The organism is Rhizobium sp. RHZ01, from assembly GCF_014851595.1.
GTDB classification, from domain to species: Bacteria; Pseudomonadota; Alphaproteobacteria; order Rhizobiales; family Rhizobiaceae; genus Rhizobium; species Rhizobium altiplani.
Genome location: NZ_JACUZZ010000008.1, coordinates 80,206 through 94,395, shown reverse-complemented (window position 1 = coordinate 94,395; position 14,190 = coordinate 80,206). Strand labels below are relative to the sequence as shown.

General features: G+C 60.3%; 12 protein-coding genes. 5 read left to right on the top strand and 7 right to left on the bottom strand.

What is annotated here, in order from left to right; translation table 11 throughout:
• Positions 1–139: 139 nt before the first annotated feature.
• From IB248_RS11045 to metF, 4 genes are all read left to right on the top strand, one after another.
• On the top strand, positions 140–874 hold the full coding sequence (locus IB248_RS11045; protein WP_192240799.1) for a ribonuclease: 735 nt from the start codon (positions 140–142) through the stop codon (positions 872–874).
• Between the two features lie 209 nt (positions 875–1,083).
• A complete protein-coding gene (ettA, locus tag IB248_RS11040; RefSeq protein WP_169681468.1) occupies positions 1,084–2,733 on the top strand; it encodes an energy-dependent translational throttle protein EttA in 1,650 nt (549 codons plus the stop codon).
• A gap of 166 nt (positions 2,734–2,899) precedes the next feature.
• Complete coding sequence (locus IB248_RS11035) at positions 2,900–3,922, top strand: metalloregulator ArsR/SmtB family transcription factor (RefSeq protein WP_169681466.1); 1,023 nt, start codon at positions 2,900–2,902, stop codon at positions 3,920–3,922.
• Positions 3,923–3,926: 4 nt separating this feature from the next.
• Entirely contained in the window at positions 3,927–4,826 is a 900-nt protein-coding gene (metF, locus tag IB248_RS11030; RefSeq protein ID WP_113471575.1) for a methylenetetrahydrofolate reductase [NAD(P)H], read from the top strand.
• A 511-nt stretch (positions 4,827–5,337) separates the two neighbouring features.
• Here the strand turns inward: metF and IB248_RS11025 are convergent.
• The 4 genes from IB248_RS11025 to IB248_RS11010 all read right to left on the bottom strand — a co-directional run bounded on the left by IB248_RS11025 (position 5,338) and on the right by IB248_RS11010 (position 9,494).
• The gene (locus tag IB248_RS11025; RefSeq protein WP_018858302.1) at positions 5,338–6,570 is read right to left on the bottom strand and encodes a lytic murein transglycosylase; all 1,233 of its coding nucleotides are present in this window, start codon (positions 6,568–6,570) and stop codon (positions 5,338–5,340) included.
• Between the two features lie 83 nt (positions 6,571–6,653).
• A complete protein-coding gene (locus IB248_RS11020; protein WP_018858303.1) occupies positions 6,654–7,451 on the bottom strand; it encodes a GH25 family lysozyme in 798 nt (265 codons plus the stop codon).
• A gap of 130 nt (positions 7,452–7,581) precedes the next feature.
• The gene (locus IB248_RS11015; RefSeq protein WP_169681525.1) at positions 7,582–8,199 is read right to left on the bottom strand and encodes a class I SAM-dependent methyltransferase; all 618 of its coding nucleotides are present in this window, start codon (positions 8,197–8,199) and stop codon (positions 7,582–7,584) included.
• 50 nt (positions 8,200–8,249) lie between these two features.
• The gene (locus IB248_RS11010; RefSeq protein WP_169681464.1) at positions 8,250–9,494 is read right to left on the bottom strand and encodes a DUF3419 family protein; all 1,245 of its coding nucleotides are present in this window, start codon (positions 9,492–9,494) and stop codon (positions 8,250–8,252) included.
• Positions 9,495–9,666: 172 nt separating this feature from the next.
• On the opposite strand from IB248_RS11010, the gene IB248_RS11005 reads away from it, so the two are divergent.
• Complete coding sequence (locus IB248_RS11005) at positions 9,667–11,052, top strand: serine hydrolase (protein ID WP_169681463.1); 1,386 nt, start codon at positions 9,667–9,669, stop codon at positions 11,050–11,052.
• On the opposite strand, the gene IB248_RS11000 is transcribed toward IB248_RS11005, so the two are convergent.
• The 3 genes from IB248_RS11000 to IB248_RS10990 form a co-directional block, all read right to left on the bottom strand.
• Entirely contained in the window at positions 11,046–11,981 is a 936-nt protein-coding gene (locus tag IB248_RS11000) for a lytic transglycosylase domain-containing protein (protein ID WP_169681461.1), read from the bottom strand. The two genes, IB248_RS11005 and IB248_RS11000, sit on opposite strands and share 7 nt — an antisense overlap.
• A gap of 113 nt (positions 11,982–12,094) precedes the next feature.
• Positions 12,095–12,730 (bottom strand): LysE family translocator, encoded by a 636-nt coding sequence (locus IB248_RS10995; protein WP_018858308.1) that lies wholly within the window; start codon positions 12,728–12,730, stop codon positions 12,095–12,097.
• Between the two features lie 57 nt (positions 12,731–12,787).
• Complete coding sequence (locus tag IB248_RS10990; protein WP_169681459.1) at positions 12,788–13,999, bottom strand: pyrophosphate--fructose-6-phosphate 1-phosphotransferase; 1,212 nt, start codon at positions 13,997–13,999, stop codon at positions 12,788–12,790.
• Positions 14,000–14,190: the final 191 nt, after the last annotated feature.

Sequence of the window (14,190 nt, the reverse complement as noted above, 5' to 3'; positions counted from 1 at the left end):
GAGAAGACCAGATCGGCCGTGAAAAGCAACACGCCCAGATATTTATGCCAAGGGATTTTTCGTACCCTACGGATTGAGGGTTGTGAAAACAAACGCGGCGTGATCTCCTGTTCATGAATTGTTCTTTGTGGGGGTGAGAATGAGCAATCCATTTCTGCGGATGGCTGTAGTCTTGATAGGAATTGCGGCCGCTGGCGTTGCGGGAGCCCAGGACGGCGGCGGAAGGACGCGCTTCATTCTGGCGGCCAGCTGGCAACCCGCGTTCTGTGAAACCAACCAGCGCAAGCCGGAATGCCGCAGCCAGACCGGGGAGAGGTTTGACGCGACCAATTTTTCGCTGCACGGGCTCTGGCCGATGCGGAAGGACTATTGCGACGTCTCTGGTACCCTGCGGAGCGCCGACAAGGACGGCGAATGGGGGAAGCTGCCTGAGGTAGAGCTTTCGGCGGATACCAAGGCGGCCCTCGAGAAGGCGATGCCCGGTACGCAATCCGGCCTGGAGCGGCACGAGTGGATCAAGCACGGCACCTGCACGAAGATGAGCGCTGACGACTATTTCGGCGCGTCGGTTCGGTTGATCAACGAGCTGAACGCCTCGGCAGTCCGCGATCTGTTCGCGACCAATATCGGCAAGTCACTGACGGCGGACGCGATCAAGGCGGCTTTCGACAAGAGTTTCGGCCCGGGTGCCGGAGATCGGGTCAAGATGAGCTGCCGACGGGCCAGCGGAGGCCGCGTTATCAGCGAACTTACGATCGGGCTGTCGGAGGACGCGACATCGAACGAGCCAGCAAGCCTTCGTGACCTTATCCAAGGGGCAGGACGGTCGTCGTTCGGCTGCAATGAGGGCGTCGTGGACGCTGCAGGGTTCTGAGACTGCCTCTCATCGAAAACGAGCCTTCGTCCGTCCACGCGCCGCGGCTAGCTGCGCCTTGATCATGCGACGCTACGGTAGAGGAGCGTGCCGAGTTCGGCTATGAATGCTGCAAAAGCCTCTGATTTTTGGCCGCCGCGCGTTGCTCCTTGGCCCCAATTCGCCTAAATAGCGGCAAAACTCAAATTCCCGCGCGGAGCGAATTATCTATGGCACGTCAGTTCATCTACCATATGGCCGGCCTCAACAAGGCGTACGGCAACAAGAAGGTGTTGGAAAATATCCACCTTTCTTTCTATCCGGATGCTAAGATCGGTATCCTCGGCCCGAACGGTGCTGGTAAGTCGACCGTTCTGCGCATCATGGCAGGCCTCGACAAGGAATATACCGGCGAGGCGTGGCTCGCCGAAGGCGCTACCCTTGGCTACCTCGCGCAGGAGCCGCAGCTCGATGCGTCCAAGACGGTCCTTGAGAACGTCATGGAAGGCGTTGCGCCGAAGAAGGCGATCCTCGATCGCTATAACGAGCTGATGATGAACTATTCCGACGAGACCGCGGAAGAGGGCACCAAGCTCCAGGACGTCATTGACAGCCAGAATCTCTGGGACCTCGAAAGCCAGGTTGAAATGGCCATGGACGCGCTGCGCTGCCCGCCGGGTGACTCCTCGGTCGAAAAGCTCTCGGGGGGTGAAAAGCGCCGCGTGGCGCTCTGCCGCCTGCTGCTCGCCCAGCCGGACCTGCTACTGCTCGACGAACCGACCAACCACCTCGATGCCGAGACGATCGCCTGGCTCGAAAAGCACCTGCGCCAATATCCGGGCGCCGTACTGATGATTACCCACGACCGTTACTTCCTCGATAACGTCACGGGCTGGATCCTCGAGCTCGACCGCGGCCGTGGTATCCCCTACGAAGGCAACTACTCGGCCTACCTGCAGGCGAAGGCCAAACGGATGCAGCAAGAAGGCCGCGAAGAGGCCTCTCGCCAGAAGGCGATCAGCCGCGAGCAGGAATGGATCGCCTCCAGCCCGAAGGCGCGTCAGGCAAAATCCAAGGCGCGTATCCGCGCCTACGACGAACTGGTCGCAGCAGCGGACGCCCGTCGTCCGGGCGATGCGCAGATCGTCATCCCGGTCGGCGAACGCCTCGGCCAGGTGGTCATCGAAGCCGAGAACCTCACCAAGGGTTACGGCGATACCGTGCTCATCGAGAACCTCACCTTCAAGCTGCCGCCCGGCGGTATCGTCGGCGTCATCGGTCCGAACGGCGCCGGCAAGACGACGCTGTTCCGTATGATCACGGGCCAGGAAACGCCCGATAGCGGCGAGATCCGCATCGGCGAGACCGTTGATCTCGGCTATGTCGACCAGAGCCGCGACGCACTCGACGGCAACAAGACGGTCTGGGAGGAAATCTCCGGCGGCAACGACATCATCAAGCTCGGCAAGCATGAAGTGAATTCGCGCGCCTATTGCGGCGCTTTCAACTTCAAGGGCGGCGACCAGCAGCAGAAGGTTGGCACGCTTTCCGGCGGTCAGCGCAACCGCGTTCATCTCGCCAAGATGCTGAAGGCCGGCGGCAACGTCATCCTGCTCGACGAACCGACCAACGACCTCGATACGGAAACGTTGGCAGCACTTGAGGATGCGCTCGAAAACTTCGCCGGTTGCGCCGTCATCATCAGCCACGATCGCATGTTCCTCGACCGTCTGGCGACGCATATCCTCGCCTTTGAAGGCGACAGCCATGTCGAGTGGTTCGAAGGCAACTTCGAAGACTACGAAAAGGACAAGATGCGCCGTCTCGGTGTCGATTCGATCAACCCGCATCGGGTGACTTACAAGCGCCTGACGCGCTGATCACCCAAGATCGCGTTGGAGACCTGGAAGCCCCGGTTCGCCGGGGCTTTTTTGCGCGCATCGATGTCGCGATCCGAGCAGCTAATTTCGTGAACGGATGGAATTGCGGCTTGCCACACTCAATCGTTTCACATAAAGATATCTTTATATGTTGATTGGATCGGGTATGGGTGAGCCTATCAGACTTGGATTGGATGCGTTGGTGGACGTCCTCAGGGCGGCCGGCGAGCCGACGCGTCTTCGCCTGCTGGCGCTCCTTGCAGCAGGGGACCTGACGGTCACCGATCTTACAGAAATCCTTGGCCAATCCCAACCCCGCATCTCTCGCCACCTCAAGCTGCTCGGCGAAGCGGACCTCATCGACCGTTACCAGGAGGGCGCTTGGGCCTATTTCCGGCTTCGGCAGGATGGCAAGGCGGCCGCGTTCGTGCGTAGCCTGCTGGCTCATGCCTCCGAGAACGATGCTGTGATCCTGCGTGACAGCGAACGGTTGGCGGCGGTCAAGCGCCAGCGGGCTGAGCGGGCGCAGGCCTATTTCAGCCGCAATGCCGCCGAGTGGGACGAACTTCGCCGTCTGCATGCCGCTGACGAAGAGGTCGATGCCGCGGTCATTCGGCTGCTCGGCAGCCAGCCCATAGACTCGCTTCTCGACCTCGGCACCGGAACGGGTCGCATCCTCGAGCTTCTATCTGGCCTCTATCGCCGGGCGATCGGCGTCGACGCCAGCCGCGACATGCTGAGCGTGGCGCGCGCCAACCTCGACAAGTCAGGGATTACCAAGGCATCCGTCCGACACGCCGATATCCTGAACCTGCCGTTCGAGGCGCAGGATTTCGACGTGGTGACGATCCACCAGGTACTGCATTTCTTCGACCAGCCCGAGATCGCGATCGGCGAGGCAGCGCGCATGCTGCGGCCAGGCGGGCGGTTGGTCATCATCGATCTTGCCCCGCATGGGCTGGAGTATCTTCGCGACGAGCATGCGCATGTTCGCCTCGGCTTTTCGCATCAGTCGATGTCCGACTGGCTGCGCAAGGCTGGGCTGGATGTCGAGCAGGTCGTCGATCTTCATCCGGGTCATGAAAGCGGGCAGGGGCTCACCGTCACTGTCTGGCTTGCGCGCGACCCCCGGCGCCTTATGGCCTCCGCAGCGAGCGAAGGCGCCGAACCCATACTTGCCGGGAGATAATCATATGGCTTTGAACAGCGACGCGCGCCGCAAAATCGGCATTTCCTTCGAGTTCTTTCCGCCTAAGTCGGAAGAGATGGAAGGTCAGCTGTGGAATACGGTCACCGATCTGCAGGACTGGAATCCCGACTTCGTATCGGTGACCTATGGCGCCGGTGGCACCACCAAGGCGCCTACACTGGCGACTGTCTCACGGTTCCTTTCCGAGACCCCGCTCGCCACGGCGTCGCATCTCACCTGCGTCGGCGCGACGAAGGACGAAACGCATAGCGTCATCGACAGCTTCCGCAAGGTTGGCGTGAAGCATTTCGTGGCGCTGCGTGGCGATGCTCCGGGCGGCGTTGGCGCGCCCTATCAGCCGCATCCCGGCGGCTATGCGAATGCGGCGGCATTGGTTGCCGGTCTGCGTGAGATCGGCGATTTCGAGATTTCGGTGTCGGCCTACCCGGAAAAGCATCCGGAAAGCCGCGATACCACCGCCGACATCGAGATGCTGAAGCAGAAGGCGGATAACGGCGCGACCCGCGCGCTGACGCAGTTCTTCTTCGATAACGACAATTTCGAGCGCTACCTGGAAAAGGTGCGGGTTGCGGGCATCAAGATCCCGGTTGTGCCGGGCATCATGCCGATCCAGAACCTGACGCAGCTGAAGCGCTTCGCCGGTGCCTGCGGCACGGTCATCCCTGCATTTCTCGATGAACGCTTTGCAGGCTACGACGACAAGCCGGAAGAAAGAGCCAAGGTTGCCGCTGAGGTTGCCGCCGAACAGATCGAGGATCTGGCTCGCCGCGGGCTCACCGATTTCCACCTTTACACGATGAACCGGGCGCCGCTCGTTTCGGCCGTGCTGACCAATCTCGGCTTCACACGGGAAGGCGCCAGGAAGGCTGGCGCTGCCGCGTAGGCTGCTCCGTCAGTGACGACAAAAAGAAAAGCGCATCTCCTCGTGGGATGCGCTTTTCTGATTCATTGAACTGTTTCGCTACTCAGGAGTCTCGGTACTGTTCGCTTGCCTCGGCGTTCAGATGAAAAGCATTGTCAATACAAATGCAAACGCCGCGCTGACCAAAAGGACATTCAAGGATTGTGTAAGTCCCATGTCTGTCTCCTCGCGTTAACAGTTGCGATAATATGTCGTGATTGTGTCGCTTGGAAAGCGGATTTTATATTGCGCTGCGGCGAAAATGTCACATTGCGGCCGTGATGCTTTCTTTAATTTGTTGAAATCGCAAGATAAATCTCCGTGGAAAAATATTCACAGATTTTAACCGGCCGTTAAGGTCGGCGATCCAGCCTTCACACTTGCGGCAAGATGAAGGCTTTGCCTGAAGCGCCTGAAACCATGGAACAATCCCCGAAAATGAAAAGGCCGGGTGCGAAACCCGGCCTTAAAGTGCTCGCTTGAGGAAACGTGATCAGAGCGAGTTGAGGAGCGTCGGCGTTGCCCAGCCATCGGCGGGAATACCGAGACGCTGCTGCTCCTTCTGGATGGCGACGCGCGTGCCTGAACCAAGGATGCCGTCGACCTTGCCGACGTCGTGACCGAGCGTTCCGAGCTTGGTCTGCAGTTCCTTCATCTGGTCGTTGGAAAGTCCCTGTTCGGGCGTGCCCTTGAGATAGGTCTCAGCGCCGGCAAGGCGTGTCGCGAAATAGGCGGCCGAGGTCGTGTAGATGAACGACTTGTTCCATTCGAGATAGATCTGGAAATTCGGATAGGCAATGAAGGTCGGGCCAAGGCGACCCTGCGGCAGTATCAGGTCGCCATGCAGGTTGCCGAAGCTCGTGTTGCCATCGCGCGGCTTGACGCCAAGGGCGAACCACTCACCGGCCGTCAGTGGGCCACCGATACCGGATTTCTCCCAGGGGAGGTTCTCGGGAAGCGTGACTTCCTGGATCCACGGCTGGCCCTTCTGGAAGCCGAGATGCTGGATGAACTTGGCCGCAGTCAGAATGGCGTCGGGGCCGCTCTGCTTGAGGCGGACGTGACCATCGCCGTCGCCGTCCATGCCATAGGCGACTATGTCACGAGGCAGCATCTGGACCTGGCCGATCTCGCCGGCCCAGGCACCGGTGTTGGTTGCCGGGTCGAGGTCGCCATGCTGAACCATTTCGATGAGGGCGATCAGCTGCGGACGGAAAAGCTCCGGACGGCGGCAGTCGTGAGCCAGGGTCACGAGGGCGTTGCGGGTGTTGAAGTCGCCCTGTACGGCGCCGAAGTCGGTTTCCATCGCCCAGAAGGCGGTGATAACCCCTGCGGGTACACCAAATTCCTGCTCAGCACGGGCGAAGACATCTGCGTATTGCTTCATCTTCTGGCGGCCAATGTCGAGCCGGCCCTGGCTGACAGTGCGTTGCGAGAATTCCAGGAAAGTCTGCTTGAACACGCCCTGAGCGCGGTCGCGGCTCAAGACCTTCTGGTCGATCTGTGCGCCTTCCAGAGCCTTGTCAGCAGCTTCGGCCGATGCGCCCGCTGCGATGGCGTCGGCCTTTACGCCGGCCAAGAATTCGCTGAGGTCGCCGTCACATGCTACCGCCGGTGTCTGCGAAGCCGGGGCACTCGGTGCCGGCGTCTGCGCGGCTGCGCCGGTCGCCAGACCGGCAGCGAAAAGGAGTGCAAGTGCCGTGCGGCTTGCGGGCGAGACGTACATAGTTTCGATCCTCGTCATAAAATGGAATTTCCGTCGATTTCCCAAATGATTGTGACGGAAGCAAGAAAGACGAGGCGACGTTACTAAGAATTTGTGTCCTTTGATACAGCCGCTACCCAGTTGTGCCAATTCTGGGTCGATCCGGCAAAGACATTGATGTCCGTTGGACCCTTGATACCGGGGATGACGCCCGTCGACGTGTATTGCCAGAAGGCCCAACGGCGGTCGGCATAGGTGACTTCGGGATGCTTGGCGGTGGAGCGGACCCAGAAGTGGTAATTCTGGAAGTAGCCGACGAGATTGTCGCGGTGGAAGTCTACCGAGGTATAGATGATCGGCCGCTTGCCGTAATGGGCCTCGAGGCGATCCATGAAGCGCTGAAGCTGGGCGCGGACCGTCGCCGGATCGGGGCGATAGCGGCATGTCTTCGATTCCGCATTCCATTCGGCGTCGAGGACCGGCGGCAGGCGCATGGATTCCTTGGGCACGTTACGGATAAACCAGTCAGCCTGCTCATCGGGCGTCGAGCAGAAATAGTAGAAATGATAGGGAGCGTGCGGAATGCCGACGGCGCGGGCGCGCTGCCAGTATTCGTTGAAGCGCGGATCGATGCGGTCCTTGCCTTCGGTCGCCTTGATGAAGGCGAAAGCAACGCCGGAACCCTTGACCGTCTGCCAGTCGATATTGCCCTGCCACTTCGACACGTCGATACCGTGGATCGGCTGCTGCTCAGGATGCTTTGATCCGAAGTCCTGGGGATCGGTGTCCTTGAAGCGCGTCTTTGGCTTCACGGACGCTGTTTCGAGAAAATCATAGCCCGATGACGTGCATCCGGCGAGCATGACAGCCAACGGCAAAACGCAAAACAGAAGCCGGCGCATAGATGTTCCGTCGCGAAACGAATGGATTTTTTGCCCCACAGCTCGACCCCGTTAAAGACGCGTCCAGCAGAGGAATGTCCCCTCTATTTTCCATATCAACGTAAAAAAACGGTTAGTTTCAAGCGAAATGTCAAGGTTTGGTCACAATGACGGCCCGCCAGGCATAGCCGCCACTAATGGTCTCGAAGGTCAGTCGCGCTTGATTTTCAGAGGCTTGCGACGCGAGAACCTGCCGCAAATCGGCACGCGGCGACACGTGAAATTTTCGCAGCCACGCCTTGAGAAAGCGTGCAAACCAGCCCGGAAGGCGCTCCTGCTGGCCGAAATCGACGATGTGCAGCTCGCCGCCGGGGGCGAGGGCGGCCATGGCCGAGTCGACGGCGCGTTCCCAATCGGGGATCATCGAAAGGGCGTAGGAAATGAGAATGCGGTCGAAGCCGCTGACGCCGAACTCGCGCGGCGTGAAGGCGGTCGCGTCCGCGACGCGGAAATCCGGAAGCGTTGCTTTGGTCTCGAATGTTTTGCGCGCGGAGATCAGCATCTCGTGCGAGATGTCCAGGCCGAACAGCCGAGCCCGCGGGTAATATTGATGGGCGAGCGCCAGGTTGCGGCCGGTTCCGCAACCGACCTCCAGCAGGGTGCCGTCTTCCGGCACATTCAGATTGCGGATCGTCTCATCACGGCCGAGAAGGTAGTACTTGCGCGTCAGGTCATAGATGTGGCGCTGATAACGGTACATGCCGTCCATCAGGGCGGCGTGGCCGTCGTCCTTGGTGACGGGATTCGTGCCGACCCCGCTCACGCATTCTTCCCGTAGATATGGAAGCCGCCATAGATTGCCGAGCGATCAAGCGCCGTGAGTTCGGCGGAGCGATTTTCCATGTACGTCCACTGATCGCGGATTGCAGGCGACAGACGGCCTTCGATGATGCTCTTTTCGGCCGCCGTACGGAAGATCGCCCGGGCACCTTCGCGCGCCGTGCGGCTGATCTCTGCCCATAGGTCGTTGAGTTGCTGGTCCGTCATCCAGTCCTGTGCATCCAGGAGGACGTAGCGATCGCGCGATCCGGCCGGCTCGCCGGCGAGCAGTTCCGTGAAGCTTGCATGATGAACGGTGACGCGATCCACATTGCCACGGATCGCCTCGTAGTTCGCGGGCTCGAGATAGGTTGGGAGTGTGCCTTCGCCCTTCGGCGCGTAGCGGCGAGCGAAAGCCTGCCAGGCAAAATAGTTTTCCTGCATGGGGAAGTGACAGGCCAGCTTCTCAAGTCGGTGCCGTAGGACCGGCGCGATTGACTGCTCGGCGGCGAGGCTTGCCAGTTCGTCGTATTGCTGTGGCGGGATACCGAGGCCGAACAACGAGCTCTTGCGGCCGGTGATCCAGCGTACGACCGGCTTGTCGAAGAGTGGTGCGATCTTCTCGTCGAAGAACTGGCGCTGCTCGCGCAGGGAGCGCGTCTTGGTCATTTCCGTCAGGTCGACGCCATGCAGGCGGGCCAGAAGGTGTGCTGCTCCAATGAACCGACCGAGGAGACCTGTTTCGTAGATGTTGCGGTCGAAAACCGTGACCCGCCGACGGCCGAACTTGCGGCCGTTCCAGTAGTTGCGGGTCGCGTCGTCAAGATTTGCAGCGAGGAATTGGTCGAAGGCGTGGCTGTTCGACAACTCGCGCGGTGTGGCGAGGAAGCGAACGAGATCGGCGTGTGCGGGAAGGTGGCTGAACGCGGCAAGCTTCAGGCGATTGAGGGCAATATGATGCGGATTGAGATCGACCACATCAATCGACGCCGGGCTCCTGGAAAGATAGGCAAGCATGTTGCAGCCGCCGGAGCCGATCGTCACGATGCGGTGGTGAGGCTGAAGCTCCATCGCCAGCATGTCGAGGTCGGGATCTTCCCAGATTTGCGGATAGACCAGGCCGGAAAACAGCAGCCCAAAGAGCCGTTCCGAAAAGCCTGCCTTGGAGAAGGCATTGTGGCGGAGAAGAGCTGCCTTGAGTTTCCGGTTCTTGCGGAAGCCGGCATCCGGTGCAAATTCCGTCATATGAGTCTTTCACCCTTTTAGCGTTCAGGGCGTTTAGCGCGCCGTCACTACAGTTTGATGACGCAAGCTGTGGGCGCGTGCTTCCGTCGGTGGAAATGGAAAAACATCCGGGCATTGGGGGCTTTCGCGCTGCCGGCTTTCCTGCTTCTCTTGTGGGCAAGGAGGATCGCATATGCGATTTGTGCTGCGTGTCGTGAGGCCACTCGCTCTTTTGCTGGTCGCGATCGTCGCTATGAGCGCGGCTTGGCTTTATGCGCGGCCACCTGAATTGCTGCGAGTCGGTGATGGTTACGCAGCCAAGATCGTTTGCTCGAACGTATTCCTCGCAGGGCGTGACCCCGAACAGGTGCTTTACGAGGACGTTCAGGCGCCGGGAAATCCGTTGCTACGACTGGTACGCGTCACTGTCGACAGGCAGGACAAGCGGGTTACCGCTCGTATCCTCGGGCTCTTCGCGCCGGGCCATGCGATCTATCGCGGCGCACTCGGCTGCAGCAGCGTGCCGGATGGTGACTTCGAGGCCGCGGCGCGCGCCGTGCCCGAGGTTCCGGTGACTCCGGAGCCGCAAAATGAGGCCCCATGGCCGGAGGGAAATGCCGTCGCGAAGGCCAATGACAGCCGTGTCGATGCACTGCTTTCAGATGCCGAGCTGATCGGTCCTGCAATGCGCGCGGTTGTCGTGGTTCGCAACGGCCGCATCATCGGGGAGCGCTATGGTGATGGATTCGGTCCGATGATGCCGCTCACCGGCTGGTCGATGACGAAGACCGTGAATGCAGCCATCGTCGGGCGGCTGATGCTCGACAACAAAATCGCGTTCGATGAGGCTGGCCTTCTGCCGCAGTGGAAGGGGGGCGACCATTCGGCGATCAAGCTGAGTGACCTGCTCGGCATGGAGAGCGGCCTGGTGTTCAACGAGAGCTACGGCACGGTCGCCGATGTCACACGGATGCTCTATCTCGATGCGGATATGACGGCGCTGCCAGCAAGTCTGCCATTGGAGGCAAGCCCGGGCCAGCGTTTCAGCTATTCAAGCGGTTCGTCGGTGCTGATCTCAAAGATATGGATGAACAGGATTGGCAACATGCAGGCGGCGCTTGCCTATCCCAAGACGGCGCTGTTCGACCCGATCGGCATGTCGAGTGCTGTCTTGGAGGTCGACGCACGGGGCACCTTCGCCGGCAGTTCCTATCTTTACGCCACAGCGCGGGATTGGGCGCGTTTCGGCCAGTTCCTTCTTCAGGACGGCGTCTGGAACGGCCAGAGGCTGTTGCCGGAACGGTTCATGGCAGCGATGAGGACGCCGACCGTGGCCTCGGGCGGCAAATATACCCGGGCGCAGGCCTGGCTCGCCGCGCCGGGCGGTGACACCAGCGCCGTTGCCGGTCTTCCCGAAGATACGTTCTGGATGGAGGGGCACGATGGGCAGAGCATTGCGATCGTGCCGTCCGCGAAGCTTGTCGTCGTCAGGCTCGGATTGACGCCAAGCTGGCTTCGCTACAAGCCGCAGATGCTGGTCAAAGAGATCCTAGCCGCGCTGCCCGGCAGTGATCAGTAGTTGCCCTGGGCGACGTCGTCCATGCCCTTGCGCTTGGCTTCGTAGTAATAGCCACGGGCATAGAGGCGGACAGCATCGTCTTCGCTGCTGTCAGAGACGAGCCAAGCGCCGCGAAGATACTTGGCGGCGTATTTGATGTTCGTTTCGGCATCAAAGAGGCCAGCGGGATCACCTTCGTAGCCCATGGACTTGGCCGTGTTGTACTTGATCTGCATCAGGCCGAAATAGCCGCGCTTGTTATAGGCCTTGGAATTGTAGCGGCTCTCGCGATGCACGACGCGGTGAAGCAGCGAGGCGGGCACCTGGTAGAGCTTCGAATATTTGTCGATGATCTTGGTGATTGCGCTTTTCTCAACCGTCGGCGCGCCATCGTCGTCGCTGTCGCTGAACATCGGCGGTGCGGCCGGTGGATCCGAGGGACCTGAGGTGTCGAAACCGTAATCCATCATCGGGTGCGGCGTCGTATCGATAGCGGAAAGAGCTGCAATCGCGCTGCTTCCAGCCTGAGGTGTTGCGGCAAAGGCGAGTTGAGTCGACGGGGAAGGGGTGCCCGGGCGCGGGATCGGTACAACGGACTGAATCGCTGTCATTTCAGGCGTGAGCGGAATCTGCGCGTAACCCGTTGCCGTCGTCGCCCCGGCCTGACCGCTCAACTGAGAAGGATCGGTTGCCGGCATGGCGGGTGCCGCGAGGGCCGTTGTCGCCTGGTCGGCGGTGGTGATCATCGCCGTCTGGGCCGCTCCGTCGCCGGCCGGCACGGCTGCAAGCGTGGCGTCTTCGCCGGGCTTTGGTGTCGGAACAACGGTCTGGATTGCGGTCAGTTCTTCCACCGACGTGTATTCGACGCTCGTGCATCCGGCAACGACGCCGCAGAGCATCGTCGAAACGATGAGACTGCGTTTCAGGCCGGAAAAACCGATCGCTACCATACTCTCACTTTCGTGAACGCGCCGCCCCGGCAGCGTTAGAAGTTACCAAAAACCTTAAGCCTGGAATCCGCAATTAACGTATTCGTTGCGTTGCTGCAACCCGCTGGAAATATTTACGCGGCTATCCGCCTATAACCGGCTGTTACGGCGCCTGCGGCAATGAGCAGAGTGCCGCCGGTGCGGTTAACCGCACGCTGGATGCTTGCCTTGCGAATAAGCCCGCGAGCCGCGTTTGCTGCCAGTGCATAGGTCGAGGCATTGATGGTTGCGAGGACCAGGAACGTGGCTTCCATGATGAGCATCTGGCCGAAGAACGGCAAAGCGGGATTCAGGAACTGCGGAACGAAGGCGACGAAGAACACGATGCTCTTCGGATTGAGCGCCGTGACGACATAGGCGTGCAGGAAAACCCTGATCGATTTCTTTTCGGGCAGGTTGTCATTGTCCGCCATCGGTTCGGACATCACGGGTGCGCGCCAAAGCTTGATCCCGAGCCAGATCAGGTACGCGCCGCCGATCCATTTCAGCACCGTAAATAGGGTCGCGGAGGCCGCAAGCACGGCCCCCAGTCCGAAAAGGGATGCAGTCATCGCGGTAAAGTCGCCGAGCGCGACGCCGGTTACCGTCGCGAGCGCCGTCTTGCGCCCATGGCCCAGCGCATAGGAAACAACGAGAAGGATCGTCGGCCCCGGTATCGCCAGCATGATTGCAGACGCAGCGGCAAAAGCGAGCCAGGCTTCGAGCGACATGGAATCTCCTCCTATTCCCTAAGGGAAAGCAAAGACACCATATTAACCCTCAGTCAATCATGCCGCGCTGTATTTCTGCCCGATCGTGTCCATGACTTCGCCGAACCACTTGGTGGAGGTGTCGAAGGCCTTGCCACCCTTGATACGCGGGAACTCGATTGTCCGGAGCTTACCATTCTCCGCTTCATCGTGACCTGTGACACCGGAGACCTTGTTCAGGGCGCTTTCGACGGCAAGGTCGGTCATGCTCTGAATCAGACGAAGGTCATCGCCGTTTGCGGGGGCCGAACGTGCGAAGTAACCCGATTTCTGCACGAGCGAGCGCTCGGCATCGATGAGGCCTGCGAACTGTTTCTGGAACCAGCCGCCGACATTGATCGTGTCGATCTTCACGTGGCCGAAGGCGTCGCGCTTGATGGTCTCGCCCGCGGCCTCGCGCTCGGCGACGATGGCGTCAAGGCAGGCGCCTTCCGAAACGAACACGGTCGCATGACCGGTGCGGTCCATGACTTCCTTCAACCGGGCCGCTTCCGCATCGAGATCGAATGCCAGTTCGGGCAGGTAGACGGCGTCGATGCTTTTCATCCTGGCGTTCGTCATCAGCCCATCGACATATTCATAGTTCTTCGTCCGCTGCAGATAGGCCCGAGCAGTTGCCGCCGTCAGCCAGCCGCAGTGGCGCCCCATGACTTCGTGGATGATCAGTGTGCGCGGTGCCGCGGTCTGCTCGTTGCTGACGTTGTCGAAGAAGTGTGCGCCGACTTCGGCGGCTGTCCATGCGCCAAGCGACTGGCGGATCGGGACGACGTCGTTGTCGACCGTCTTCGGCAGTCCGACGACCGTCAGATTGTAGCCGTTGGCCGCCAGATATGCCGCAAGATCGGCAGCGGTAGTGTTCGTGTCGTCGCCGCCGATCGTGTGAAGAATGGTGACGCCATCGTTGGCAAGCCGCTCGGCCGCCACACGCAGCGGGTTTTCGCCTTCCTTGACGAGACCGCGCTTCACGCAATCGGCTGCATTGGTGAGCTTGACGCGGCTGTTGCCGATCGGCGACCCGCCGTAGCGATGCAGAAGCGAAGCCTTCTCCCGCATGTCTGCCGTGATCTTGATGCTGTCGCCGAGGAGTACGCCCTGGTAACCGGAACGATAGGCGACGAGCTCGATGTCGGGCGCAACGTCGCTGTAGCGTTCGATCAATCCGCCGACTGCGGAGGAGAGACAGGGCGCCAGGCCTCCGGCCGTGAGCAATGCGACTTTCTGTTTGGCCATGATCCCTCCATTGTGTCTCGTATCGGTGCAAGCGCGTCTGCTTACCTAACGCATGGATGCGGCAGGGAAAGGGCCATGTAAAGTGTTGTTATTGTGAAAATCGCGCCCCTGACGGCGAAGGTAGATGGAAGCGCGGATATAATCGTTTCAAGCCAAGGATAGCTGTTCAGATGGCTTGTGGAAATTCCCGA